This is a genomic window from Gilliamella intestini (genome assembly GCF_900094935.1).
GTDB classification, from domain to species: domain Bacteria; phylum Pseudomonadota; class Gammaproteobacteria; order Enterobacterales; family Orbaceae; genus Gilliamella; species Gilliamella intestini.
In genome coordinates, this window is the sequence record NZ_FMBA01000003.1 from 1 (window position 1) to 26,037 (window position 26,037).

At 35.8% G+C, this 26,037-nt stretch carries 23 protein-coding genes; 8 read left to right on the forward strand and 15 right to left on the reverse strand.

The window, feature by feature from the left end:
• Positions 1-143: 143 nt before the first annotated feature.
• Positions 144-1,388 (reverse strand): oligosaccharide MFS transporter, encoded by a 1,245-nt coding sequence (locus tag GA0061080_RS01040; RefSeq protein ID WP_209435682.1) that lies wholly within the window; start codon positions 1,386-1,388, stop codon positions 144-146.
• 198 nt (positions 1,389-1,586) lie between these two features.
• Between GA0061080_RS01040 and GA0061080_RS01045 the strand changes: the two genes are divergently transcribed.
• Positions 1,587-2,591, forward strand: a complete 1,005-nt coding sequence (locus GA0061080_RS01045) for a LacI family DNA-binding transcriptional regulator (protein WP_091119585.1) — start codon at positions 1,587-1,589, stop codon at positions 2,589-2,591.
• 254 nt (positions 2,592-2,845) lie between these two features.
• The gene (locus GA0061080_RS01050; protein ID WP_091119588.1) at positions 2,846-4,327 is read left to right on the forward strand and encodes a SulP family inorganic anion transporter; all 1,482 of its coding nucleotides are present in this window, start codon (positions 2,846-2,848) and stop codon (positions 4,325-4,327) included.
• 209 nt (positions 4,328-4,536) lie between these two features.
• Here GA0061080_RS01050 and GA0061080_RS01055 read toward each other — a convergent pair whose 3' ends face one another.
• Positions 4,537-6,006 carry a glycoside hydrolase family 32 protein gene (locus tag GA0061080_RS01055; protein ID WP_091119592.1) on the reverse strand — a complete coding sequence of 490 codons (1,470 nt, stop codon included), beginning with the start codon at positions 6,004-6,006 and terminating at the stop codon, positions 4,537-4,539.
• A 272-nt stretch (positions 6,007-6,278) separates the two neighbouring features.
• Here GA0061080_RS01055 and GA0061080_RS01060 point away from each other — a divergent pair, with 272 nt between their 5' ends.
• Complete coding sequence (locus tag GA0061080_RS01060; protein WP_091119595.1) at positions 6,279-7,238, forward strand: PfkB family carbohydrate kinase; 960 nt, start codon at positions 6,279-6,281, stop codon at positions 7,236-7,238.
• Between the two features lie 4 nt (positions 7,239-7,242).
• Positions 7,243-7,797 carry a sugar O-acetyltransferase gene (locus GA0061080_RS01065; protein ID WP_091119599.1) on the forward strand — a complete coding sequence of 185 codons (555 nt, stop codon included), beginning with the start codon at positions 7,243-7,245 and terminating at the stop codon, positions 7,795-7,797.
• A gap of 14 nt (positions 7,798-7,811) precedes the next feature.
• Here GA0061080_RS01065 and ispC read toward each other — a convergent pair whose 3' ends face one another.
• The 5 genes from ispC to grcA form a co-directional block, all read right to left on the reverse strand.
• The gene (gene ispC, locus GA0061080_RS01070; protein WP_091119603.1) at positions 7,812-8,990 is read right to left on the reverse strand and encodes a 1-deoxy-D-xylulose-5-phosphate reductoisomerase; all 1,179 of its coding nucleotides are present in this window, start codon (positions 8,988-8,990) and stop codon (positions 7,812-7,814) included.
• 1 nt (position 8,991) lies between these two features.
• Complete coding sequence (gene deoR / locus GA0061080_RS01075; RefSeq protein WP_091119607.1) at positions 8,992-9,753, reverse strand: DNA-binding transcriptional repressor DeoR; 762 nt, start codon at positions 9,751-9,753, stop codon at positions 8,992-8,994.
• A gap of 61 nt (positions 9,754-9,814) precedes the next feature.
• On the reverse strand, positions 9,815-10,486 hold the full coding sequence (deoC, locus tag GA0061080_RS01080; RefSeq protein WP_091119611.1) for a deoxyribose-phosphate aldolase: 672 nt from the start codon (positions 10,484-10,486) through the stop codon (positions 9,815-9,817).
• Between the two features lie 625 nt (positions 10,487-11,111).
• On the reverse strand, positions 11,112-12,032 hold the full coding sequence (locus GA0061080_RS01085; protein WP_091119615.1) for a hypothetical protein: 921 nt from the start codon (positions 12,030-12,032) through the stop codon (positions 11,112-11,114).
• Between the two features lie 996 nt (positions 12,033-13,028).
• The gene (gene grcA, locus GA0061080_RS01095; RefSeq protein WP_034910787.1) at positions 13,029-13,412 is read right to left on the reverse strand and encodes an autonomous glycyl radical cofactor GrcA; all 384 of its coding nucleotides are present in this window, start codon (positions 13,410-13,412) and stop codon (positions 13,029-13,031) included.
• A gap of 205 nt (positions 13,413-13,617) precedes the next feature.
• Here grcA and ung point away from each other — a divergent pair, with 205 nt between their 5' ends.
• Both ung and gntR read left to right on the forward strand, forming a co-directional pair.
• Positions 13,618-14,307, forward strand: coding sequence for a uracil-DNA glycosylase (ung, locus tag GA0061080_RS01100; RefSeq protein ID WP_091119623.1), 690 nt, complete (start codon positions 13,618-13,620; stop codon positions 14,305-14,307).
• On the forward strand, positions 14,304-15,308 hold the full coding sequence (gene gntR / locus GA0061080_RS01105) for a gluconate operon transcriptional repressor GntR (RefSeq protein WP_091119626.1): 1,005 nt from the start codon (positions 14,304-14,306) through the stop codon (positions 15,306-15,308). The genes ung and gntR overlap by 4 nt, the downstream gene beginning before the upstream one ends.
• A 65-nt stretch (positions 15,309-15,373) precedes the next feature.
• Here gntR and GA0061080_RS01110 read toward each other — a convergent pair whose 3' ends face one another.
• Together GA0061080_RS01110 and GA0061080_RS01115 are read right to left on the reverse strand one after the other, a co-directional pair.
• The gene (locus GA0061080_RS01110) at positions 15,374-15,748 is read right to left on the reverse strand and encodes a DUF805 domain-containing protein (protein WP_091119630.1); all 375 of its coding nucleotides are present in this window, start codon (positions 15,746-15,748) and stop codon (positions 15,374-15,376) included.
• A gap of 369 nt (positions 15,749-16,117) precedes the next feature.
• Positions 16,118-16,453, reverse strand: a complete 336-nt coding sequence (locus GA0061080_RS01115) for a DUF805 domain-containing protein (RefSeq protein ID WP_091119634.1) — start codon at positions 16,451-16,453, stop codon at positions 16,118-16,120.
• Between the two features lie 218 nt (positions 16,454-16,671).
• Here GA0061080_RS01115 and upp point away from each other — a divergent pair, with 218 nt between their 5' ends.
• On the forward strand, positions 16,672-17,298 hold the full coding sequence (gene upp, locus GA0061080_RS01120; RefSeq protein WP_091119638.1) for a uracil phosphoribosyltransferase: 627 nt from the start codon (positions 16,672-16,674) through the stop codon (positions 17,296-17,298).
• Between the two features lie 126 nt (positions 17,299-17,424).
• Complete coding sequence (locus tag GA0061080_RS01125; RefSeq protein WP_091119850.1) at positions 17,425-18,660, forward strand: uracil-xanthine permease family protein; 1,236 nt, start codon at positions 17,425-17,427, stop codon at positions 18,658-18,660.
• A 202-nt stretch (positions 18,661-18,862) separates the two neighbouring features.
• On the opposite strand, the gene lysS is transcribed toward GA0061080_RS01125, so the two are convergent.
• The 6 genes from lysS to glnS all read right to left on the reverse strand — a co-directional run bounded on the left by lysS (position 18,863) and on the right by glnS (position 25,967).
• A complete protein-coding gene (lysS, locus tag GA0061080_RS01130) occupies positions 18,863-20,380 on the reverse strand; it encodes a lysine--tRNA ligase (protein ID WP_091119642.1) in 1,518 nt (505 codons plus the stop codon).
• A 30-nt stretch (positions 20,381-20,410) separates the two neighbouring features.
• A protein-coding gene (prfB, locus tag GA0061080_RS01135) for a peptide chain release factor 2 (RefSeq protein WP_141683068.1) occupies positions 20,411-21,509 on the reverse strand; the annotation gives its coding sequence in 2 pieces (ribosomal slippage) (positions 20,411-21,433 and positions 21,435-21,509; 1,098 coding nt in all).
• Between the two features lie 190 nt (positions 21,510-21,699).
• Positions 21,700-22,326 carry a Fe-Mn family superoxide dismutase gene (locus tag GA0061080_RS01140; RefSeq protein WP_091119647.1) on the reverse strand — a complete coding sequence of 209 codons (627 nt, stop codon included), beginning with the start codon at positions 22,324-22,326 and terminating at the stop codon, positions 21,700-21,702.
• Positions 22,327-22,430: 104 nt separating this feature from the next.
• A complete protein-coding gene (locus GA0061080_RS01145; RefSeq protein WP_209435684.1) occupies positions 22,431-23,267 on the reverse strand; it encodes a VanW family protein in 837 nt (278 codons plus the stop codon).
• A 25-nt stretch (positions 23,268-23,292) separates the two neighbouring features.
• On the reverse strand, positions 23,293-24,021 hold the full coding sequence (locus tag GA0061080_RS01150) for a type 1 glutamine amidotransferase (RefSeq protein WP_091119655.1): 729 nt from the start codon (positions 24,019-24,021) through the stop codon (positions 23,293-23,295).
• A gap of 269 nt (positions 24,022-24,290) precedes the next feature.
• Positions 24,291-25,967 carry a glutamine--tRNA ligase gene (gene glnS, locus GA0061080_RS01155; RefSeq protein WP_091119659.1) on the reverse strand — a complete coding sequence of 559 codons (1,677 nt, stop codon included), beginning with the start codon at positions 25,965-25,967 and terminating at the stop codon, positions 24,291-24,293.
• Between the last annotated feature and the right edge of the window lie 70 nt (positions 25,968-26,037).

Sequence of the window (26,037 nt, forward strand, 5' to 3'; positions counted from 1 at the left end):
TTTTTTTAGCATAGAAGAATTCCTCTTATAATGGACTCCTCTCTATTAGATCAAAGAACTCGCCAAAAAGCGAGTTCTTTGTCATCAATCTGAAATGGAAACAAGATGTTTCCATTTTTATAATTATTAGAGCTAATTTAAAATTATTGTTGTTTTGCTTTTTTCTCGTCACTTAAAGTAAATATAGCTATTATCGAAGTAATCAAAACAACCCCAGCAAGCACATAAAATGTTGTCGCATATCCTGTATTATCAAATAATTTACCCACAAACCATGACAACACAATAACGCCAAGATTTGATGAAATATTAAAACCAACTAAATAAAGTGTAGCAGATAACCTTGCATCAAAATTACCTACAATATATTTAAACATCGCCAAAATAAATAATGGAATTTCAATTGCATGAAATAACTTAACGAATGATATCAGATAAATATTATCTAACGTTGCAGATAATGCAATTCGGCAAATCATGACTAATGCAGCAACTAATAACGATTTTTTAGCTCCCATTTTGTTAATAAAATAAGGCGCAATAACCATACACGCTGCTTCTAAAAAGACTTGGAAGGAATTTAAATAACCGTAAATTTTATCCCCATCTTCTGTTTTTTTAAAAAAACTCGTATAAAAATTAGGGAATAACTGCTGATCATAGATGGTATAAAAACTATAAGTACCAATAACAAACAATACAAATAACCAAAATTTTTGTAATCCAAACAGCGAGAAAATTTCAGCCATTGTTGGTATAGTCGTTGTTTTTTCTGTTAAAGCAGTATTGTTATTTCCAATCGGTAATGTTTGATAGTGTTTTGGTTTAAATACAATATTAATAGTAAAAAAGATAACCGCAACAACCGACGCCATCCAAAAGTTAATATGAGGATCAATGCTAAATAAAATACCTGCAACAAACGTTGCAGCAGCATAACCAAATGATCCCCAAAAACGAGCAGAACCAAATTTAAAGCCAAATAATCGACTAATACGTTCAATAAAAGAGTCAATCAAAGCACTACCCGAAATAAAGCTGGCACTTAAAACAGGTGCACCAATACAAACTCCCCAAATAAAATTATTTTGTAATAAAGGCTCATATACATAAATTAAAAATGGACCAATAAGTATCATAACAATACTTTGAAAAGTAACAACTGCCTTACCTATTTGTAATTTATCTTGGATAATGCCATAGAAAATCATAAAAAACATGGCTGCAGCAGAATTGGCCGCATAAACAATACCTAACTGCTCACCCGATAAACCAATTTTACTTTTTAGCCAAATTGCATAAAAAGACCACCACAGTGACCACGCAGCATAAAAAGTAATAAGGTAACCAGACGAGAACCAATAGTTTCTATTTTTTATCATATTCATGTTTATTACTCTATTATATTGTTGAAAATCGATGATGTTTAACGTTAACATTATTGCCATATTTGATACGAAATAGATAGAACCAATTATCATAAATGTTACTTACCTCACACTTTTTATCATTTCTATTTGTGATATCATCATGCATAGTAATGGCTGATAATCATTTTTTATCTTGTTAAACAAAAGGATTTAACTATGGCTTCACTTAAGGATGTTGCAAAGCTAGCATCTGTTTCATTGATGACGGTTTCACGCGCAATAAATAACCCTGAAAAATTAAATAAAGAAACTTATAATCGAGTCAAACAAGCTATTGATCAGCTTAATTATGTTCCCGACTTGTCAGCACGTAAAATTAGAGGTGATAATTCAGGACCACGTGCTATTGGGGTGCTAGCCTTAGAAACAGCAATGACGCCTTTTTCGGTTGAATTACTACAAGCCATAGAAAAGACCGCACAAGATCATGGCTGGAATACCTTTATAGTTAATTTATTTGATGATAAAGATCCCGATCATGCAATAAATACACTGCTATCATATCGCCCTAATGGTATTATCTATACCACAATGGGATTAAGAAAAGTTGAACTTCCTGAAAAGTTATTAGATAAAAATGTTGTATTAGCCAACTGTATAAGTGATTCAAAACAACTAGCTTGCTACATTCCAAACGACTATTTAGGTCAATATCAAGCTATGCAGCAAGTAATTAAAAAAGGTTATAAAAAACCTTTATGTATCTACCTATCAGATAAAACATTGGCAGGTAATACTCGACGTAAAGCAGTTGAACAAGCATGGCAAGATGCTGGCAAAGACATAAAAGATCTAACAAGTTACCATATATCTCATTTGCCAAGTAATATTAAACAAGAATATATGATGACAGTTGATATATTGAAACAACATTGTAATAAAAAACCGGATTTTGATGTGCTAATTTGTGGCAATGACCGCATTGCTTTTGTTGCTTATCAATTTTTACTTAGCAAAGGATTAAAAATTCCAAATGATATTGCGGTATTAGGTTACGATAATATGGTGGGCACAGGTGAACTATTTTACCCACCACTGACAACAGTTCAGTTACCTCATTATGAGATCGGTAAACAAGCAGCATTACATATTATCACTAATCAACCCCAAAAAGAGATAGTACATGTGGCATCGCCTTATTTAGAAAGGGAATCTTTATAAAAATTATTATTGTCTTTGGCTATAATAAAAAATTAATCTTGTACAATTGCTTAAACTTTATTAGTATAAAAATATAAATTTATTCTGGAGTATACCTGTGTAGTTTATTGCGAGTTCTTTTTATCAATCATAATTATAATTACTCGCGTGATGCACAGACTTCATGTTTGTTCCTATCAAATTTTGCTAGCCTTATAAATGCATTGCTTCACGCTGTAATTTTCTTTTACTTTTTCAGATGGTGATTTAATTCAATGCAATCTTTATATAAAGAATGGTTTTCAAATATCAGAAATGATGTTCTGTCCGGTGTCGTTGTGGCGCTAGCTCTTATTCCCGAAGCAATTGCTTTTTCAATTATTGCTGGCGTTGATCCCAAAATGGGGCTATATGCAGCCTTTTGTATAGCGGTTGTTACTGCTTTTACTGGTGGCCGTCCAGGTATGATTTCTGCTGCTACTGGTGCAATGGCGTTAGTTATTGCAGGGTTGGTTAAAAATCATGGAGTTGAATATTTACTGATCGCAACAATCTTATGCGGTATTTTTCAAATTATTGCCGGATTTCTTAAATTAGGAAACTTAATGCGCTTTGTTTCTCGCTCTGTGGTAACGGGATTCGTTAATGCCTTAGCTATCTTGATCTTTTTAGCGCAACTTCCAGAATTGACTAATGTAACATGGCACGTTTATGTAATGACTATTGCAGGACTTGGTATTATTTACCTTTTTCCTTATGTTCCTAAAGTAGGAAAAATACTTCCTTCACCGCTACTCTGCATTCTTACTCTTACTGGTATTTATATGTATCTGGGAATGGATATAAGAACGGTCGGCGATATGGGAACACTTCCTACAAGTTTGCCTACGTTTTTACTCCCAAATGTTCCTTTTAATTTTGATACTCTATTGATTATTCTTCCTTATTCCATTTCATTAGCCATTGTTGGCTTATTAGAGTCAATGATGACCGCAACCATTGTAGATGATATAACCGATACGCCGAGTGATAAAAACCGAGAATGCAAGGGACAAGGTATCGCCAATATCGTTACGGGCTTCTTTGGTGGTATGGCTGGTTGTGCAATGATTGGACAATCAATTATTAATATGAAATCAGGAGGACGAACGCGTCTATCCTCATTTATTGCCGGAATTGTACTATTATTATTAGTTGTTTTTTTACAAGACTGGGTAAGCCAAATTCCTATGGCTGCATTAGTAGCTGTGATGATTATGGTTTCCATTGGTACCTTTAGCTGGGACTCAATTAAGAACCTTAAATCGTACCCACTTTCAACCAATATTGTGATGCTCGCAACTGTAATTGTTGTCGTATTTACCCATAACCTTGCTTACGGTGTATTTGTTGGGGTATTACTGGCATCACTGTTTTATGCCAATAAAGTTGCTCATTATCTGCAAATTAAGACTGAACAACCCAATAAAACACAACGTATCTATATAGTTTATGGGCAAGTATTTTTTGCATCATCCTCAAAATTTGTTAGTTCATTTGATTTTAAAGAGGTTGTACAAACGGTAACCATTGATCTTACTCAAGCACATTTTTGGGATATAACCGCTGTAGCGGCTTTAGATAAAGTTGTGATTAAATTCCGTAAAGAAGGTGTACAAGTAGAAGTTTTAGGTCTAAATACGGCTAGTAGCACAATTGTAGACCATTTTGGGGTTTATAATAAACCTGATGTAAAACAAAAGCTAAATAGCCACTAAGTAAATATGGCAATGAAAAACAAAGTTCTGCATTTATTATTTAGGATCATTTGACATATGTTAATAATAAATACAATGTTTTTATTAAGCTTGATAGTATAAAAAATTGCATTACCAAAGAAACAATTTGTAGCATTCCTGAAAAGTTTCAATAAAAATCCAATTTTTGTACAAGAAAAACTTCACTGCCTATTGGCAGTGAATAAATATTAAGCATAAATGGATTTCAATTGCCAACTGTCTAATTTAGTAACTTTAGCTTGCCCATTTTCAGCAAATAAATTAACTACTCGCTCTGCTGGTAATTTTGGATAGATACGGCTTGAAAGGCTATATAAATCACCATTAACAAATACTTCTACAGATGAAGCATCAATAAAAACATGCAAGGTTAATTTATCCGTTTCTGGTAACGGTACGCTGCGGTAACCTGTTAATTCAAGACCGGATAAGCTCCGATCAAGCACAAGGCGATTCGATTGCAGATCAACAAACAGTAATGTAGCTTGTTTACCATCTTCGGTTGCAGCTAGTTGCAAGCCAAAACGCTCAGCATCACTTTCTTTTAAATCAAATTCAACACAAAGTTCACAACAAATTAACTCAATATTGGTATTTTTAAGTTCACTATTAAGCATTATTTCATCAAATGATTTTGGCTTTTCGCGCAATGCTTCAAGTTCTTTTACAGGGCGATTTCTGACTTTATTATCTTGATCTAAAATGAGTTCACGTGGAAGCGTAAACGCACCTGCCCATTTATCTTTTTTGCTCGGCATGGCTGACTGCCACATATCCATCCAAGCAAAAATAATACGACGCCCATCAGCAGCAAGGAATGATTGTGGTGCATAAAAATCATGTCCAAAATCCATTTCTTGGAACGGTTTAATGATTGAAAATCGCTCACCAGGTTGCCAGTTACCCACAATATAACCCGACTGAAATAAATTGCGATATTGATAGCCCTTTGCTTTCATACCTTGTGGTGAAAACATCAAAACCCATTTATCACCAAGTGGAAAAAAGTCTGGGCATTCAAGCATATAGACATTAGGATCAATATCACTGACAACAACCTGATCAAATATCCAATTTCTTAAATCATCAGAGCGATAAAGTAAGACCTCACCCACATCATTAGGTGTTCGTTGACCAACGACCATCCACCATTTACCGTCTTGCTGCCAAACTTTAGGATCCCGAAAATGCATAATTCCATCTTTAGGAACAAGTACTGTGCCTTGTTTTTCAAAATGAATGCCATCATTACTTGTTGCAAGGCATTGGGTTTGGCTAATTTGCTCATCGTTACCTTCACCGTTTAACCAAATGTGACCTGTGTAAAGCAGACACAGTTCGCCATGGTTATCAACAGCGGAACCCGAAAAGCACCCACTTTTATCAAAATCTTGATCAGGTGCAATAGCTATTGGTAATCTACGCCATGTTACCAAATCATCACTTATCATATGCCCCCAATGCATAGGTCCCCAATTTTCATTATAGGGATGATGTTGATAAAAAGCATGATATTGCCCTTTAAAATAGATTAACCCATTAGGATCATTCAACCAACCAGCTTGTGGTGCTAAATGAAAATGTGGGTAGTATTGTTTGTTCATTTGTTTTTCTAAATTTTCAATAGCTCGATTAGCTTTATCGATAGCACTAGACATAAAATCCCCTTTATTCACTCAATATTAGATTGGTATAATTACATAGTACCTGAATTTATTTGTTAACGTTAACTCACACTAAAATAACAAGCAAAATATGTGATAAATGTCACACATTTTTAATGTTAACCATGATTTTTTTAATAAATGATTTAGTCTATTATTAGTCTTTGATAACAATATATCAAATAATAAAAACCTAACTCATTTATAGAAAAATAGTGATATATTCATCAAATTTAAACATAACTAACTACAAATTGAGTCGTAACATGAATAATACTAAAGTTTGGTCCCTTGGGGATGCCGTTATTGATTTATTGCCATTTGGTGATATGAATTATAAAGCATGTGCTGGTGGTGCACCTGCGAATGTTGCAATCGGAGTTGCAAAATTAGGACTACCTTCAGCGTTTATTGGTCGAGTTGGGAATGATCCTTTTGGCCATTTTATGGAAAAGACTTTTTGTGAATATCATGTTGATTGTCAATGCCTTGAAAAAGATGAACACTACAAAACAAGTACCGTTGTTGTTGATTTAGGTCAAAATGGGGAACGAAGTTTTACTTTTTTGGTTTCACCTTCAGCCGATCAATTTTTGTCTCAGCAAGCGATTCCTGATTTTAGCCAAGATATTTTACATTTTTGCTCTTTGGCACTAGTCGGACACACCTGCCGCCAAACACTTAAAATGGCTATTGAACAACTTACAACTAAAAATGGGTTAATCAGCTTTGATGTTAACTTGCGCGAACAGATGTGGGCCAATAAAGACGAAATGCGCACCATTATTACCCAATTTTGTCATGATGCTGATATCCTCAAGCTATCAGACGAAGAACTATTTTGGTTAACTCAAAGCAATGATTGGAGTGAAGCATTAAACAAACTACAACAACATTATGAAGCACCATTAAAATTAATTACCAAAGGTAAAGATGGCAGCATTGTATTATGGCAAGGTAAAACATTTTCGTTTGATTCCTACCATGTAAATAGTGTTGATACAACCGGTGCAGGTGATGCTTTTGTGGCTGGATTACTTAGCAGTATTGCGTCATCTGGAATGCCTGAAGATAAACTAATGTTAGAAAGCATGATGACTATAGCTAGTGCTTGCGGTGCCTTAGCTACAACCAAAAAAGGCGCATTAACTGCACTACCTGATAGTACATTTTTACAATCATTTATTAGCGATAATCCAACATTAACAGCAAAACAAATGGCATAGTAAAATGACAGAAAAAGAAAAAATGTTAGCTGGTTTATTATATGATTCTTGTATCGACTTACTTGTTAATGAGCGGCTTTATGCGCAAGATATCTGCTTTCAATTAAATCAATTATCACCATTAGCGGTTAACCAAAGGCTACAACTGTTTCAAAAGCTATTAGGTAAAACAGGCAAACTATTTACGATTATGCCAGGATTTCAATGTGATTATGGCTACAATATAGAAATTGGCGAAAATTTTTTCGCTAATTTTAACTGTATCATGTTAGATGCGGCCAAAATAACATTTGGTGATAACGTACTTGTAGCACCAAATTGCGGATTTTATACATCAGGACATCCAACTGATAGCCAAACACGATCTAGTGGTCTTGAATTTGCAAAACCAATTACCATAGGTAATAACGTTTGGATTGGCGGTAATGTAGTTATACTGCCAAATGTCACTATTGGCGATAATGCGGTTATTGCTGCTGGCAGTATTGTTGATCAAGATATACCAAGTAATGTGGTGGCAATGGGTACACCTTGCCGTGTCTATAAAACACTACTATAAAATTATTTTATGCATTATAATTTGCTAAATTGTTTTCTAGCCCACTTATCAATAGTAAAAACATCATCAATGGTCGAAGGTTCCGGCAAATTAAGTTTATCTAACACTGTTGCGACCTGTTTGGCAATATCCATAAAACTAATTTTATGTTGCAAAAAATTTTCTACCGCAATTTCATTAGCAGCATTAAGTGCCGTTGTGGCAGATTGCCCTTGATTAAAGGCATCGATTGCCAATTTTAAACATGGATAACGGTCAAAGTTTGGTTGTTTAAATGTTAACGACGAAATTTGCGTAAAATCTAAAGGTGGTACGCTTGAAGGCACACGATCGGGGTAAGACATGGCATAAGCAATTGGTGTGCACATATCAGGCACACCAAGTTCAGCCACCACACTACCATCTTGATAACGCACCATGGAATGGATGATTGATTGCGGATGAATAATAATTTCCATTTCATCGGCACTAGCATTAAATAACCAACGAGCTTCAATATATTCAAGGCCTTTATTCATCATCGTTGCCGAATCGACAGATATTTTTTTACCCATCGACCAATTAGGATGAGCAACCGCTTGCTCGGGGGTGACATGCGCAAGTTTAGCTAAATCCCAATCGCGAAATGGTCCGCCAGATCCTGTTAACACGATTTTAGTAATACCATGTTCAGCAAGATTAGCAAAACCTAAATTATGCTGTACCGCCGTTGGCAAACTTTGAAAAATAGCGTTATGTTCACTATCCACTGGTAACAACTCAGCATCATACTCTTTAACCGCTTGCATAAATAAATGCCCACAGGTTACTAGCGATTCTTTATTGGCCAGCAAAATACGCTTACCCTTTTTAATTGCAGCAAGGGTTGGTTTTAGCCCTGCGGCTCCAACGATTGCAGCCATAACCTGATCGACCTCAGGCAACTGCGCTAAGTCGCAAATGGCTTGTTCACCACTTAACACTTCAATATCCAATTTTAAATTAGCAAGATTTGCTTTTAACTCTGTCGCGGCTTGCGCTGTTGCCATGGCAACGTATTTAGGTTTAAAAGTCAAACATTGCTCAGTCATTTTGGCAACATTATTACCTCCTACTAAAGCATAAGCTTTAAATAGATGTGGATTTTGAGCAATAACCGCTAGCGTACTGCAACCAATTGAGCCAGTCGAACCTAAAATTGTGATGTTTTTCATATTAATAAATTAACGTTATCTTATGGTTATTAAAAAAAGTAATAAACTCATTACTCGGCGCTTTATCTGTAATAATTTGATTAAACAGAGTTAACTCACCAATAAAAGCCGGTTTAACTTGATTAAATTTAGTATGATCAGCAATTAAAATAGTTTGACCTGAACGTTGTATTGCTGCACGCTTCATATTAAGCTCATCAAAATGATAACAAGTTACGCCTTGCTTAATATCAATCCCTGCGGCCGAAATAAATGCTTTATTTGGGCAAATCGAATTTAATTCACTATGCTGACCAATAGCACTAAAAATCGCATTATTCGCCTGATAATGACCACCACATAAAATTGTCTTACAATTGGGTTTATTTTGTAATGCTAAAAATGCGTTTAATGAATAACAGATCGCAGTAAAAGTTATTTCATCATCAATGGCATCAATAATAAAAGGAATAGTGGTACCACAATCAAAAAAAACGGTATCGTTTTCTACAATGTATTTACTAGCTATATTGGCAATATATTGTTTTTCATAAACCTGTTTATCTTGTTGGTCTGACAAAAAATACGGGGTAATTTGATGACGAGCATCACTAACAACATAGCCACCCAAAACACTTAGGGAACAGCCAACATTGCTCAAATCTCGGCGAATAGTCATTTCTGAAACAGCCAACAACTTAGCGGCTTGTTTTAAATGAATCTTATCTGTTTTTTTTAAAAGTTGAATAAGATCATTCACTCTTTTTTGTGATTGTGTTTCCATGCTGATCCCATAAATCAATAATAACAAGCTACATAAGTAGCTTATTAATTGATATCATTGATTAATAATCACTGGTCGAAGTTGCATCGCCAGAAACAATCGCAATACCAGCACTAGCCCCTAAACGCGAAGCCCCCGCTTGAACCATTTTTTCAGCCGTTTGACGATCACGAATACCGCCCGATGCCTTAACACCCATCGCATTACCAACGGTATCACGCATCAACTTAACATCCTCAACCGTTGCACCAGATACACTAAACCCTGTTGAGGTTTTAACAAAAGCAACGCCGATTTGCTTACAGATTTCACAGACTTTAACAATTTCGTCTTTAGTTAATAAACAAGTTTCTAAAATCACTTTTAATGGCACAGCGCCACAAGCATTAAATACCGCCTCAATATCTTGTTTAACCGCATCCCAATCATTGCTTTTTAACCAACCCACATTAATAACCATATCGATTTCTTGCGCACCTGCTTTAACCGCCATTTCGGTTTCAAAGGCTTTAGCGCTAGTTAGCATTGCACCTAACGGAAAGCCAACTACAGAACACACTTTTACATCGCTACCTTTCAGTAAACTAGCCACTAAAGGAACATAGCCTGAATTTACACAAACTGAATAAAAATGGTATTGTTTAGCTTCTTCACAAAGTTTAGTGATTTGGTCTTTTGTTGCGTTCATTGCCAGTAAAGTATGATCGATATACTTTGCATAATTCATAGTAATGTCCTTAAGTTTTTTAGTTTTGATGTCTAATATAATGAATTTATTAGTTGTAAATGTTATTTTAATAACAGATATAGGGTGATAATGTTATTATAGTAACATTATGGGGGATTGTAGAAAATAGTACAAATAAAAATAGTATTAAACGGTTTGATTCATTTCTGACTCTCCTTTTTGTGTTATAAAATAGCTCAAATGTCAGATTAAGTGAAGACTATTATATGCTTTTGGTTTTTTAAATCCCCAAACGGTATACACTCCTGAATATTTTTTACAAAATAACTAGCAAAATAAACCAATAAACAGCCTACTTTTAAGTTGTAGGAAAACAGCGAATTATTCTTTGTTATGATTAAAATAATCCATCATAAATGCACCTGTGTTTTTAAAATTATTTATATAATTTTAAATAGTTAAATACTTTAATATCGATTAATGACGCGCTATTTCAATTAAAGTGCCTATCACACTTTTGGGTTTTTAAATGCCCAAACGGTATAGACTCCTGAATATTTTTTACAAAATAACCTTCAAAATGCACCAATAAACAGCCCCACTTGATGTGGGGCGGCTGTTTTTTATTGCTTGGCTGTCTTATATAACTTTAAAGATTAATAACTAAAAACTAAGGAGTGGTGCAAACAGCATAAAAGTGGGTGCTGGGGCTTTCGCTGGGAATGGCAACGTTGCCACCGCCCGCGTAAACATTGTACCGAATTCTATCTGCCTCTATCCCGTCACTTGTCCAATAGTAGAGGAAGGAAAAGTTCGCACCATAGTAGTCTTGCATGTAGCCCCACTCCGTAAAAAATCCAGCGCCAATTCGACGTTGTAATGAACTATCTCCTGACGACGGCTTGGCGCCATCTATGCCATTCCTACAGGGGAAATAATAATGTTTACCACACTTCGCATTGGTTAAATCTTTTACCTTCGGCATGCGATAACCCAAACTATTACACCATGCTAACTGGTCACTATAAGGTTCAAATTGATGACCACGATTGACGAACCACTTTTGTAGCACAAATCCATAGACTACTTCATTGCCATCATTATCTCTACCCACTAACTCAAACGTCTGCGGTAACTTTGGCTTAGCAATTGGGCTAGGATGAGGATTGTTCCATTCATTTCTTGCCTCTGGACCGGTTAGTGTTACGCGAGCTACCACTGCTCCTCTCTCCTCATAATCAGGAGTCCACAAAGTAGTATTTACAACATTTGTCACTGTTGCAGTAATTCCCTCATGCGTGACTGGTTGCCATGTCAATTTATTTATATCTACCCCACTTATAAGTAAATCAAAAGATAAATTATGCGCGCCTGTGGTCGGGAAATTGAGGTAGTATGATTCAGAATTGATTGATTGAACTAAAAAGCCTTTATTCGAATTCCATATGTCAGCAGGGCCTGCATAACCAAACCTTAGAGTTGGCCTTGCATAATTAATAACTTCTGACGGTGGTAGTATTATTGCATCACTACGCTTATCCGTTTGATTAGTGTTATTATTTGCTGCCTGCAATTGCCACGAATATGACAATAACGGCAGTGCCAGTAACACAATTTTTGAAAATGATTTTAGTGATAATTTAAGCGATAATATCGAGGATATAAGCGAGAAAAATCTAAAAACGTGCCTAATGGCGTTATTTGATAAGCTTAAGGCATAGGTTTGCCAGTGTTGGTGCTTGGTGCTTTACATGGTACTGCATCACATCTTCCTTGTCAAGTAATATCTTTTTTATTTGATATTTTATAATTTTCTGGTTATTAAATAATCTATTTTGTTTTTAATTGTAATCGTTTGAAAACTATTTGACTAGCATTTTTGAAAACTTTTTTAAGATTTTTTTCGTTTTATTAAGGGTTTTGCTAATTGAGTTGTAAAAAACAGCAATTATTCTTTGTTATGATTAAAATAATCCGCCATAAATGCACCTGTGTTTTTTTAAATTGTTGAGCAAGCCATTGCCAATGGTTGATAAATGGTCGGGTTTTATATACGGACAGTAGCTTTATGCATCGGGAAGGCAAGCCTAAAGGGTTCTTCTACTTAGATCACCGAACGGTTGATGGCAAACATAATTTAATTACCGATGCCTATGTTATAGCCGGAAATGTCTATGATTCCTAGCCTTATATGACTCGATTAAAACGCCAGTTAGGGCGGTTTGGCTTTAATCCAGTGTTGGGTTATCGTCGCCCACTCATGATGAGAATCCCAAACAATACCACGAACATCGCCATGCACGATTTAGGGGGAAGAGCGCAGGTTCAAATGCACTGTTTATTGGCCGTAACGGCTCAAAATATCAAGAAAATAGCGATAAAGCTAGTTTTGTTACGTTTTTTAGGCTGTTTTTTAATTTATTTAATAAAATCCAAATTAAAAATCCTGTTTATGGTTTAAATAAAAAAATAAACCCCGAATTATATCGAGGTTTGTCAGCAATCTGAAAACTCGCTTTTTGGCGAGTTTTTTGTCTAAATTAAAGTTTAGTAAAGGGCGAGTATTTCTAAGTTTTTGAATAGACTGTTAAATTTTAGTTGTAAACGTACGAGCAATAACGTCACGTTGTTGTTCTGCTGTTAATGAGTTAAAACGTACTGCATAACCAGAAACACGAATTGTTAATTGTGGGTATTTTTCTGGGTGTTTTACAGCGTCTTCTAAAGTTTCACGACGAAGAACGTTCACATTTAAATGTTGACCACCTTCAACTTTTACAGTTGGAGCAACATCTAATGGAACTTCGCGATATTCGAATTGACCAAGTTCTGCAGTTGGAATAATTTGATCTTCTTTATAAACTGATTTAGCAGCTACACAACGAGCTTCTTTTGTAGAGTCGTCTAATAACCAGAAAGAATTTAGAAGTGCTGAGTTGTCTGCTTTAGTAATTTGGATACCTGTAATCATTTTAAATCCTCCTAACGGGGCCTTATTGCCCTAAAATAATTAGGGTTAATATAGCACTTTAAAAATTTGATAAAAGTCAAAAAAAACTATTGCTTCGATAAGTAATACCTTTAGTTTTAATTTTTGCTTTTGTTGGGTTATTATGTCTTAAGCTAAATTAGCTTTTGCTAAGCAACACAGGCATTATTAATGAGTGGTATAAAATATGACGACAAATTTAACTTGGCATGATGTTATTGGTGGTGAAAAAGAAAAGCCTTATTTTCAACAAATAATGCAATTTGTGGCTTCAGAGCGAGCCAATGGCAAAGTTATTTATCCTCCTCAGCATGATGTGTTTAATGCGTTTCGTTTTACGCCATTTGATCAAATTAAAGTGGTGATTTTAGGGCAAGATCCTTATCATGGTCCTAATCAAGCTCACGGTCTTTCTTTTTCTGTTTTACCCGGAGTTAAGACACCACCATCGTTAGTTAATATTTATAAAGAACTGGCAACCGATATTGATGGTTTTACAATTCCTTCTCATGGCTATTTAGCTTCTTGGGCTGCTCAAGGTGTATTACTATTAAATAATGTGTTGACTGTTGAAGCTGGGCAAGCGCATTCTCATGCAAAAATAGGTTGGGAAACTTTTACTGATAATGTGATAGCAGTAATCGATGAGTATCTTGAAGGTGTGGTTTTTTTATTGTGGGGATCTCCTGCACAAAAAAAAGGGCAGTTTATTAATCGCCAAAAACATCATGTATTAACATCGGTGCATCCATCACCGTTATCTGCTCATCGTGGTTTTTTTGGCTGTAAGCACTTTTCCAAAGCGAATGACCTTATTATGCAACAAGGTAAAAAAGCAATAGATTGGCAACCAAGACTAGCGGAAAAACAAACATGAGTAATAATAAAAGACGTCGAACAAGTTTGCAGGAAATTGCAAATTTAATCGGGATTAGTAAAATGACAGTGAGTCGTTTTTTACGTGATCCCAATCTTGTATCTAAACCACTTCAATTACAAATTTCAGCCGCAATAGATAAGCTAGGATATATTCCTAATAAAGCTCCCGATATGCTGTCTAATGCTAAAAGCAATGCCATTGGTATTGTGTTCCCTTCTTTAACTAATCAAGTTTTTGCCGATATTTTAAAAGGTATTGAAATGGTGACTGATGCTAGCGGATATCAAACCATGATTACCCATACTGGATACAGCGCAGAAAAAGAAGAGTCTCGTTTGCGTTCGTTGCTTTCATATAATATTGATGGATTGATTTTAACCGAAAGAACACATACCCCTGCAACATTAAAGATGATCGAAATGGCTGGTGTACCAGTGGTTGAAATTATGGATAGTGTTTCGCCTTGTCTTGATATGGCTGTCGGATTTGATAATTTTACTGCAACCAGAAATATGATTGATAAAATGATAGATAAAGGTCGCCGAAATATTGTCTATTTTAGTGCAAGGCAAGATCAGCGAAGTATTATTCGTCAACAAGGTTATGAAAAGGCTATGGAAGAAGCTGGATTGACACCTCGGACGCTAGCGACTAAAGAAGCATCATCTTATGAATTAGGGGCAAGATTTTTGCATCAAATTTTAAAAGAGTTTCCTTGTGTTGATGGTATTTTTAGTACCAATGATGATTTGGCTTTAGGGGTATTACTTGAATGTCAACGGTTGCATATTGATGTCCCTAAAAAGATAGCTATTGTCGGGTTTCATGGGCATAAAATTGGTCAATATATGAATCCAAAATTGGCTTCTATACATACACCAAGAATTGAGATGGGGAAAATTGCGGCTGAACTGCTATTAAAACGAATCAACGGCGAGAAGGTTGAGCAAAAAGTGATTGATTTGCCGGTTGAGTATCTAGATGGAGAAAGTATTTAGAAGATAGGGGATAATATTGTTAATGATTTAACCTTACCACCTTTGGTGATAAGGTTATTAGTAAATTATAATCCTTTAGGGTTTTCACCGTATTGGTTGCTGCCTGGTGTTGAGTCCATGCATGCGAAAACCAATAACACAATTGCGCCAATCAATGGAACCAAAGCAATTAATACCCACCAACCAGATCTATCTGTATCATGTAAACGTCGTACTGCAACAGCCAAACTTGGAAGAAATAATGCTGCCCAAACAACAAAACTAATAATATTTGTTACTGACACTAAAGAGGTACTAATTGAAATAAGGATCACTCCAACAATACTCAAAGCAAGATTTAAAAGAAAACCGAAAAGAGTAAACATCCAATATTCTTGACGGCGAGCTCGCCCATTAAAATTTGCATAATTTTGTGTAATACAACTAATAAACCAATTCATCCTTATATATATCCTTTTTTGATAAGTTTTAAAAAATAATTTAGGTTTTGTTATTTTAATGAAAAAAAATCGAAAATAAAACTGATTTTTATCATTGAATTAAATATTTTTTATTTTTTATCAAAATTTAATTGCCATTGACTTGTTGATTTCCAGTTTTTATAAAGTGGATATCTATTTTTAAAATTACCGCTCAGTGGTTATTTATACCAACTAATGCCATAAAATTGGCTTAATGTGTGAACAGGATATTAGTACCAAAAGCGTTTTGCGATCTTGATATAGTGAAGTTGGTTGTTTGCTAACGATAAAGCAACAGTAGGTCTACCAAAAAATAACGGTAGTTTGGTGACTAGGCTAATTAACAAACTACATCCCTTTAGGGTTTTCGCCATATTGGTTAGGACCAGGAGTTGAATCGGTACACATAAGTTTTAATAGCGTATAAGGTGTTGCAGTCCAAAAGTACCGACCCGGTTTATCAACATCATGCAAACGGCGTACTGTAACTGCGAAATTAGGAACAAATAAAGTCAACACCAAGCTCAAAGTTAAAACGAGGTTATTTTTCATCATATTATCAATAATTATCATCAAAATAATTAGAACAATATAGATCGAAGAGAACATCCAATATTCTTTACGGCAAGCTCGCCCATTAAAATTTGCATAATTTATTGTAATACAATCAATAAACCAATTCATTCCCTATCCCTTTTTATTTAATAACTGATAACGATTCTAATGAAAATAAAACGAAAATTAAACTGATTTTTATTGTTGATATTTTTACTAATATTTACACTGTCGATAAACCTGTTGATTTCAGGTTTTCATAAAGTAGGTATCTGTGTTAGAATTACCGCTCAGTGGTTATTTATACCAACTAACAGATTATAGAAAATAACACTGAGGTTCCCTCCATGAAAATAGTTGAAGTTAAACACCCCCTCGTCCGTCATAAAATTGGTTTAATGCGTGAACACGATATTAGCACCAAAGACTTCCGCGATCTTGCCAGTGAAGTTGGTAGTTTATTAACTTATGAAGCAACAGCTGATCTCCCTACTGAAAAAGTCACCATAAATGGTTGGTGTGGGCCTGTTGAAGTTGAGCAAATTAAAGGTAAAAAAATTACGGTTGTGCCTATTTTGCGTGCGGGTTTAGGTATGATGGATGGTGTGCTTAAGCATATTCCAAGTGCGCGTATTAGTGTTGTCGGTTTTTACCGTAACGAAGAAACGTTAGAACCTGTTCCTTATTTCCAGAAATTAACCTCGGATATTGAAGAGCGAATGGCTTTAGTTGTTGATCCAATGTTAGCAACGGGTGGTTCAATGGTGGCGACAATCGATTTACTTAAAAAAGCAGGTTGTAAAAATATTAAAGTATTGGTTTTAGTTGCTGCACCAGAAGGCATTAAAGTACTTGAACAAGCTCACCCAGATGTTGAACTTTATACTGCATCGATTGATGAGAGGTTGAACGAGAAAGGCTACATATTACCAGGACTTGGTGATGCTGGAGACAAAATCTTCGGCACAAAATAAAATCTCAAATTTTAGACCGGTTTATCCGGTTTTTTTATGCTTGTAAATCAAGCAAGTTATACAACAAACTTAGTTAAATAAGAGAGGCGAGATGTGAGCAATATCACAACAGATAAAACAAAAAATATAACATCACAGCATAAACATTCATGGCAAGATATTTTTACTGGTGCACAGATGTTATTTGTCGCCTTTGGGGCTTTGGTATTAGTTCCAATGCTTACAAAATTAGACCCAAATGTAGCTCTTTTTACTGCTGGTGTTGGTACGTTGTTATTTCAATTGACAACCAAAGGTAAAGTTCCTGTATTTTTAGCGTCATCGTTTGCTTTTATTGCCCCTATCTCATTTGGTGTTGCACAATGGGGCATTCCTGCTACTTTAGGCGGTTTAGTGGCTGCAGGTTTTGTTTTTATGTTTTTTGCTTTTTTAGTAAAAATTAATGGTAGCCATGTTATTGACCGTATATTACCGCCAGTTGTAACTGGTCCAATTATTATGGTTATTGGTTTATCACTTGCACCTGTTGCGGTAGGAATGGCAATGGGTAAAGACATTAATGTGCCAGTCGAACATTATAAATTGATTATAATATCAATGGTTTCACTATTAACGACTTTAATTGTGGCAATTTGGGCAAAAGGATTTCTAAAATTATTACCTATTATTTCAGGTATTTTGGTGGGATATATATTGTCTTGTTTATTTGGCATTGTCGATTTTCAACCTGTTATTAATGCGCCATGGTTTAAAGTGCCAGATTTCACGTTCCCTGAGTTTCATTGGCAAGCCATTTTATATATGATTCCAATTGTTATCGCACCAACCATTGAACATGTTGGTGATATTATGGCAATTGGTTCGGTAACAGGTAAAGACTATACACGCGATCCTGGTTTGCAACGCACATTATTAGGTGATGGGCTTGCAACTTCGGCTGCCGGTCTTTTTGGTGGACCGCCTTGTATTACTTATGCTGAAGTGATTGGCGCTGTAACCTTAACCCGAAATTTTAAAACGCGAGTAATGACATGGGCAGCTGTTTGGGCTATTTTAATGTCTTTTGTCGGTAAGATCGGAGCATTTTTAAGCTCAATTCCAACGGTTGTTATGGGTGGAATTATGGTGCTGCTATTTGGTTCTATTGCATCAGTGGGTATTAATATTTTAATCAAACATAAGGTCGATCTGTCTGTATCGCGTAATATGTGTATTGTTTCATTAGTTTTGGTGTTTGGTATTGGTGGTATGGTTTTTGACTTTGGTTCATATGCATTACAAGGTATAAGCTTGTGCGGAATTTTAGCCATTGTGTTAAACCTGATCTTACCTCGTCAAGAAAAGTCGACAGATACTCATTAAATTCCTTATATATTGTTGGGTATTTTTATAGCCAACAATATTTATAATAAATTGCGAAACGGTATAGAATCCTGAATATTTTTTACAAAAAAATAATCTAAAAAACAGCTAGCTGTTTGTTAAAAACTTTCAGGAAAGTATGTGTTTCAGTATAAAAACACACTTATCCAAAAATAAGTGTGTTTTTAATGATAAACCGTTTTTATTTGATTGGACGCATGGTAGGGAATAAAATAACATCACGAATCGTATGACTATTAGTAAATAGCATCACGGTACGGTCAATACCTATCCCAAGTCCTGCTGTAGGTGGTAAACCGTGCTCTAGCGCTGTAATATAATCTTCATCATAAAACATCGCTTCATCATCACCCGCATCTTTTTGTGATACTTGATCAGCAAAGCGTTGAGCTTGATCTTCAGCATCGTTAAGTTCTGAGAATCCATTGCCAATTTCACGACCACCAATAAAAAACTCGAATCGGTCTGTTACAAATGGGTTTTCGTCGTTACGGCGAGCAAGCGGTGATACTTCTGCTGGGTATTCGGTAATAAAAGTTGGTTGAATTAAGTTTGATTCAGCTACTTCTTCAAAAATTTCAGTTACAACTCGACCAAGTCCCCAACTTTTTTCAATTTTTATACCAACTGATTGTGCTATGGCACAAGCTTTATCAAAGTCATCTAAATCAGCATTATTGGTTTCGGGGCGGTAATGGCAAATGGCTTCACGCATGGTCATTTTTATAAATGGTTTACCAAAATCGAACGTATGTTCACCATATTGCACAACAGTATCACCTGTTACCGCAATAGCTAAACGACGGAATAATGTTTCTGTTAATACGATCAGATCTTTGTAATCAGCATAAGCCATGTACATTTCCATCATGGTAAATTCTGGGTTATGCCTTGGTGATACACCTTCGTTTCGGAAGTTGCGATTAATTTCAAATACACGCTCAAAGCCGCCTACAACTAATCGTTTTAGATAAAGTTCTGGCGCAATACGCATATACATATCTAAATCAAGCGCATTGTGATGCGTAATAAATGGTTTAGCTGATGCACCACCCGGAATGACCTGCATCATTGGCGTTTCGACTTCCATAAAGTGGTTTTCAATCATAAAGTTGCGGATTTCACTGACAACTTTGGAACGCGCTTTAAAAGTCTCTCTTGATTCTTGATTTGTGATAAGATCCAAGTAACGTTGACGGTAACGCATTTCTTGGTCGGCAAGTCCATGAAACTTATCAGGTAATGGGCGAAGAGCTTTAGTTAATAAACGAATTTCTTCACAGTGGATAGAAAGCTCACCAGTTTTAGTCTTAAATAGGTAACCTTTAGCGCCGACAATATCTCCCAAATCCCATTTTTTAAATTGCTCGTTATAAAAACCTTCAGGGAGATCATCACGAGTAACATAAAGTTGGATTTGTCCAGCAACATCTTGTAGAGAAACAAAAGAGGCTTTACCCATAATACGACGCATCATCATACGGCCAGCCACAGTTACGGTAATTTTCTGTTCAATAAGCTCTTCATTGGTTTTATCGCCATATTGTTTATGGAGATCACTAGAAGTCGCATCACGGCGAAAATCATTAGGGAAAGCAATACCTTGATTGCGAAGATTAGCCAGCTTTTCGCGACGTACTTTTAGTTCGTTATTTAACTCTTCAATTTGGTTTTGTTGATCTTGCTGCTCTGTTGACATAATTTTACCTTTTATTTATAACCAAGCAGTTTATAAACCTGCTTTTAAGCTTTCTTCAATAAATTGATCTAAATCGCCATCTAATACGGCCTGTGTATTACGAGTTTCAACGCCAGTACGCAAATCCTTGATACGCGAATCATCAAGCACGTAAGAGCGAATTTGGCTCCCCCAACCAATGTCAGATTTAGTTTCTTCCATTTGTTGTTTTTCAGCATTCTTTTTTTGCATCTCAAGCTCATACAGTTTCGCTTTTAACTGTTTCATTGCTTGATCTTTATTGCTGTGTTGTGAACGGTTATTTTGACATTGAGTAACAATGCCTGTTGGAATATGAGTGATTCGTACCGCCGACTCGGTTTTATTAATGTGCTGACCACCAGCGCCCGATGCTCGGTAAACATCAATACGAAGATCAGCTGGGTTAATGTCGATATCAATATCATCATCAATTTCAGGATAAACAAATACTGAAGCAAACGAGGTATGGCGTCGATTGCCTGAGTCAAATGGGCTTTTGCGAACTAGGCGGTGTACGCCAGTTTCTGTGCGTAACCAACCATAAGCATAATCACCCGATACTTTAATCGTTGCTGATTTGATGCCAGCAACATCGCCATCTGAAACTTCCATTACTTCGGTTGTAAAGCCTTTTGATTCAGCCCAACGCAAATACATTCTGAGTAACATTTCTGCCCAGTCTTGTGCTTCAGTTCCCCCTGAGCCTGATTGGATATCTAAATAACAATCTGCACTATCATATTTACCAGAAAACATTCGTCGAAACTCAAGCCCTGCCAGTTTTTTTTCTAGCTGTTCAAGTTCAAAATTAGTTTCATCGAAAGTATCTTGATCTTCAGCTTCAATGGCAAGTTCAAGCAAGCCTTCAACATCGTCAAGACCTTGAGTTAATGAGTGAATGGTATTGATGATTTCATCAAGTGCAACGCGTTCTTTACCTAACGCTTGTGCTTTTTCTGGATCTGCCCATACTTCCGATTGCTCTAGCTCGGCATTGACTTCTTCGAGCCGTTCTTTTTTTAGATCATAGTCAAAGATACCCCCGAATCACGGCTGTGCGTTCGGTAAGTTCTGCTATCTTTGATTTAACAGGATTAATTTCAAACATGATTTAAATTGGTTTGCTCAGTTTTATGATTGTTTTAAACAAGCGTTCATTGTAGCGGATTTAGGCATAATTTAGCAATTGCCAATTACTATTTTTGACTTTGACTCAGTAAATAAAGTATTGTTCGAAAAGAAAAGATGGCGCACAAGGCGCCATTTTTTAAAGTGAAAAGAATATGAGTACGATCAAGTTATTTTTTTGCTTCAGCGTATAGCTCAGCAACTTTATCCCAGTTAACTACATTCCAAAATGCACCAATATAATCAACACGGCGATTTTGATATTTCAAATAATAAGCATGTTCCCAAACATCAAGCGTTAAAATTGGCGTACCAGACACACCAGCAAATTTTTCGCCCATTATCGGTGAATCTTGATTGGCTGTAGAAACAACTTCAAGTTTACCATTTTGTAATACTAACCAAGCCCAACCTGAACCAAAGCGAGTTGCTGCCGCTGCTGCAAATTTTTCTTTAAAGGCGTCAACTGAACCAAAATCCTTTTCGATTGCAGTTTTAAGCTCGCCTTTAAATTCAGTACCGACTTTTAAAAGTTCCCAGAAAAAGGTGTGATTAACATGTCCACCCACATTATTTTTGATAGCGGTTAATTTGTCAGCGGGGACTTTATCTAAATTTTTTAATAATTCGCTTGGGCATAACTGTTTTAGTTCAGCAGACAATGACTCAATCGCCGCATTAGCATTATTCACATAAGTTTGATGATGCTTATCATGATGAAGATGCATAGTTTCTGAATCGATATAAGGTTCTAATGCATCATAAGCATAAGGTAGGGGCGGTAAAGTATAAGTCATGGTATTGTTCCTTTCATATTATTAACTACTTTATCTTAGTAGTATACGGGCTATTAATATTACTAACAATCTATTAGATAGATAGTTAATGACTATCTATTTTATTAATCGTCATTATTTTTTAGATAAGGGATATACATCATAATAGCGTGATTTTCACTAATTAACTTTTCTTCAACGTGATTATCAATTAAATGTGTTTTACGTTGCCATATTTTATTATGTCGGGTATAGCCTCCCCACCATTGTTGTTCAATGCGGTGATCGGTTTCAAAGACTTCATAAGTATAAGATAAAGGCGTATCAGCAAGTAATTCGCCATGTAAATATTCATCATCAAGCCAAAGATTAAGGCGATAAGTGGTATTGGTTTTGTTTAGTAATTGTAAATCCACATAGTTATACGATAAAGTTGCGCCACAAGCGAATGGAATGGTACGGTTAACATCAGGAAAAACATCAAAGCTATGTCGCCAACGCTCTACTATAGTTAAATCAGAATGTAATACAATCCAATAAATTAAGTTACCTAATTGGCACAAACCGCCGCCAATATCTTTACCTATTTGTCCATTATGCAGCGATAGTCCTTCAAGAAATCCTCGCCGTTTGGATGGGCGTCCTACTTTTTGCCAGATCGAAAAACGTTGATTAGGCTTAATGATTGAGCCATTAAGTTTTTCAATTGCTAATCTAAGATTAGTGATTTTGTTATATTGTAAATACATATCAACATCTTTTAGTTGTCTTAATAAAACAGACTGATGTTTTTTGTGTGAATAACAACATGTATTATTATTTATGTCGACAGTGCAATATGCGTTACGATGTCGCCACCAATCAAATTTTCGTTTTAAGATAAAATATTCTTTGCCTAATTTTAGCCTTAATTTACTACGTTTTATCGGTTTATCGATAATAATATCCTGCATATTTTCCATTCCCTTATCGACAAGATATAATCAGTTATTTTTCTAAAGGTGACAGATAGCGTTGGCTTAACTTGTCGAGAAAAGCAAAAAGTGTTTGATTCATTTCAGTGTAATCATGAGAGCGAAGCTTATCAGGTGTATCGACAAAGCGGTATTTTTCAGCTTGGCTAAGTTCTTTTTGTGAATGGGCAATTAATAATTCAACGACTTCAGGTGTTAACTCCATATGGCATTGGAAACCATAAACAAATTTACTGTATGCAATAATTTGACGAGGACATCCTTCACTATACGCAATAATTTGAGCATCTTTGGTTAAACCTGGCATATCATTGTGCCAATGACCAACGTCTAAAGTATGTCCAAAATCGGTAAATAAAAGATTATCTTTGCCGATTTGCGTTAATGTAATCGGGAATTTGCCAATTTCTTTTTCGGGACTTTGAGTATGACTTGCACCTAATGCCTCACCAATTAATTGTGCTCCTAAACACACACCAATAACCATTTTACCCGCATTTATTGCCGATAAAATAACAGCTTGTTCGGCCTGTGAATTAAAATAAGCACACTCTTGTTTGGTTGTCGATGGTGACTGTGGCCCCCCCATAATAATAAGAAAGTCGATATTATCAATGCTACTAGGAAGTGGTTCATTAAGGTAAACACGAGAATAAGTTATTGTGTGATGTTGATCTATTGCCCATTGCTCATAAGCACCCGGTGTTTCAAAAGCCTCGTGAATAATAAAATGGATATGCATGAGTAAAATTTCCTTTGATAAAAAATGTACTACTTTTTTCTTACTATATTATTTTAGGATGATATAATTATACTTTTAAATTTTGCTGATTATGCCACATTACTATGAAAGTGCATATTATACTTTCTGTTTTTCTATTGATTTATTGGATAGAAAAATTAGATACGAGCAATTCCTACAATTGAAGTAATGTAGGTTGCAGTAATGTGAATATGGTGGCAAGTAGAACCATTCACCGACCTAATAAGTCGGTGAATGGTTGAGTTAAATTAGGCTTCGTTCCAGCTATCTCTTAACCCTACGGTTCGGTTAAACACTAGCTTATCGTCGGTTGCATATTTGCTATCTAAACAGAAGTAGCCTTCACGTTCAAATTGATAAGCCATTCCAACCTCGGCATTTTGTAAGCTTGCTTCAACAAAACCTTGTTTAATGATTAAAGATGTTGGATTGATGGTTGCTAAGAAGTCCTCGGCAGCACCTGGATTTGGTGTGTTAAATAGGCGATCATATAAGCGAATTTCAGCAGATTTTGCAAACTTAGCCGAAACCCAATGAATCACGCCTTTCACTTTACGTCCGTCTTCTGGGTTTTTATTTAATGTAGCCGGATCGTAGCTACAATAGATTGTTTGGATATTGCCTTCGGCGTCTTTTTCAACACGATCAGCACGAATTACATAGGCATTACGCAAACGCACTTCTTTACCAAGTACTAGGCGCTTGTAGTTTTTGTTGGCTTCTTCCCTAAAATCGGCTCGGTCGATATAGATTTCACGGGTGAAGGTCGCTTCACGCGTGCCTAATTCTGGACGATTTGGGTGATTTGGCATGCTAAGTATTTCATCAATATTGTCTGAAAAGTTTTCAATCACAACCTTGACAGGATCGAGCACCGCCATTGCGCGAGGTGCGTTTTCGTTCAAGTCTTCACGAATGCAAAACTCAAGCGTGCTCATTTCAACGGTATTTTCTTGCTTGGTAACACCAATTCGGCGACAAAATTCACGGATCGACGCTGGTGTGTAGCCACGGCGACGCAACCCCGATATAGTTGGCATGCGTGGATCGTCCCAACCATCGACAATTTTTTCTGATACTAATAGATTTAATTTACGTTTAGAGGTAATGGCATACTCTAAATTTAATCTTGAAAATTCATATTGATGTGGGCGTGCTTCGATAGTGATATTATCTAATACCCAATCATATAAACGACGGTTGTCTTGGAATTCAAGCGTACAGAGTGAATGTGTGATGTTTTCGATCGCATCAGAAATGCAATGCGTAAAGTCATACATTGGGTAAATGCACCATTTGTTACCTGTTTGATGGTGCTCAGCAAACTTAATACGGTATATCACAGGATCACGCATAACGATAAATGGCGATGCCATGTCAATTTTAGCTCTTAGGCAGGCTTTTCCTTCAGCAAATTTACCCGCTTTCATTTGCTCAAACAGTGCTAAGTTTTCGTCAATAGGACGATCACGATAAGGGCTGTTTTTACCTGGTTGAGTTAATGTGCCCCGATATTCGCGAATTTCATCAGCTGATAGCTCGTCAACATAGGCAAGTCCTTTTTTGATAAGCTCAATGGCATATTCATATAATCGGTCAAAATAATCAGACGAATAGCAAATGTCGCCATCCCATTCAAATCCTAACCAACGAACATCTTGTTTGATCGATTCAACATATTCAACATCTTCTTTAGCTGGGTTGGTATCATCAAAACGTAAATTACATTTACCCTGATAGTCTTGTGCAATGCCAAAGTTTAAACAGATTGATTTAGCATGACCAATATGTAAATAGCCGTTTGGTTCTGGCGGAAAACGAGTATGCGTTGTTTTATATTTGCCAGCAGCAAGATCCGCATCAATAATTTGACGGATAAAGTTTGTTGGACGAGTTTCAGTCTCAGTCGGTAGTGAACCGCTCATAAAAAACCTCTGATGATATATTTATTAATAACAAATTAAGAATATTTGCTTGCCATTATTTTTGTGTTAG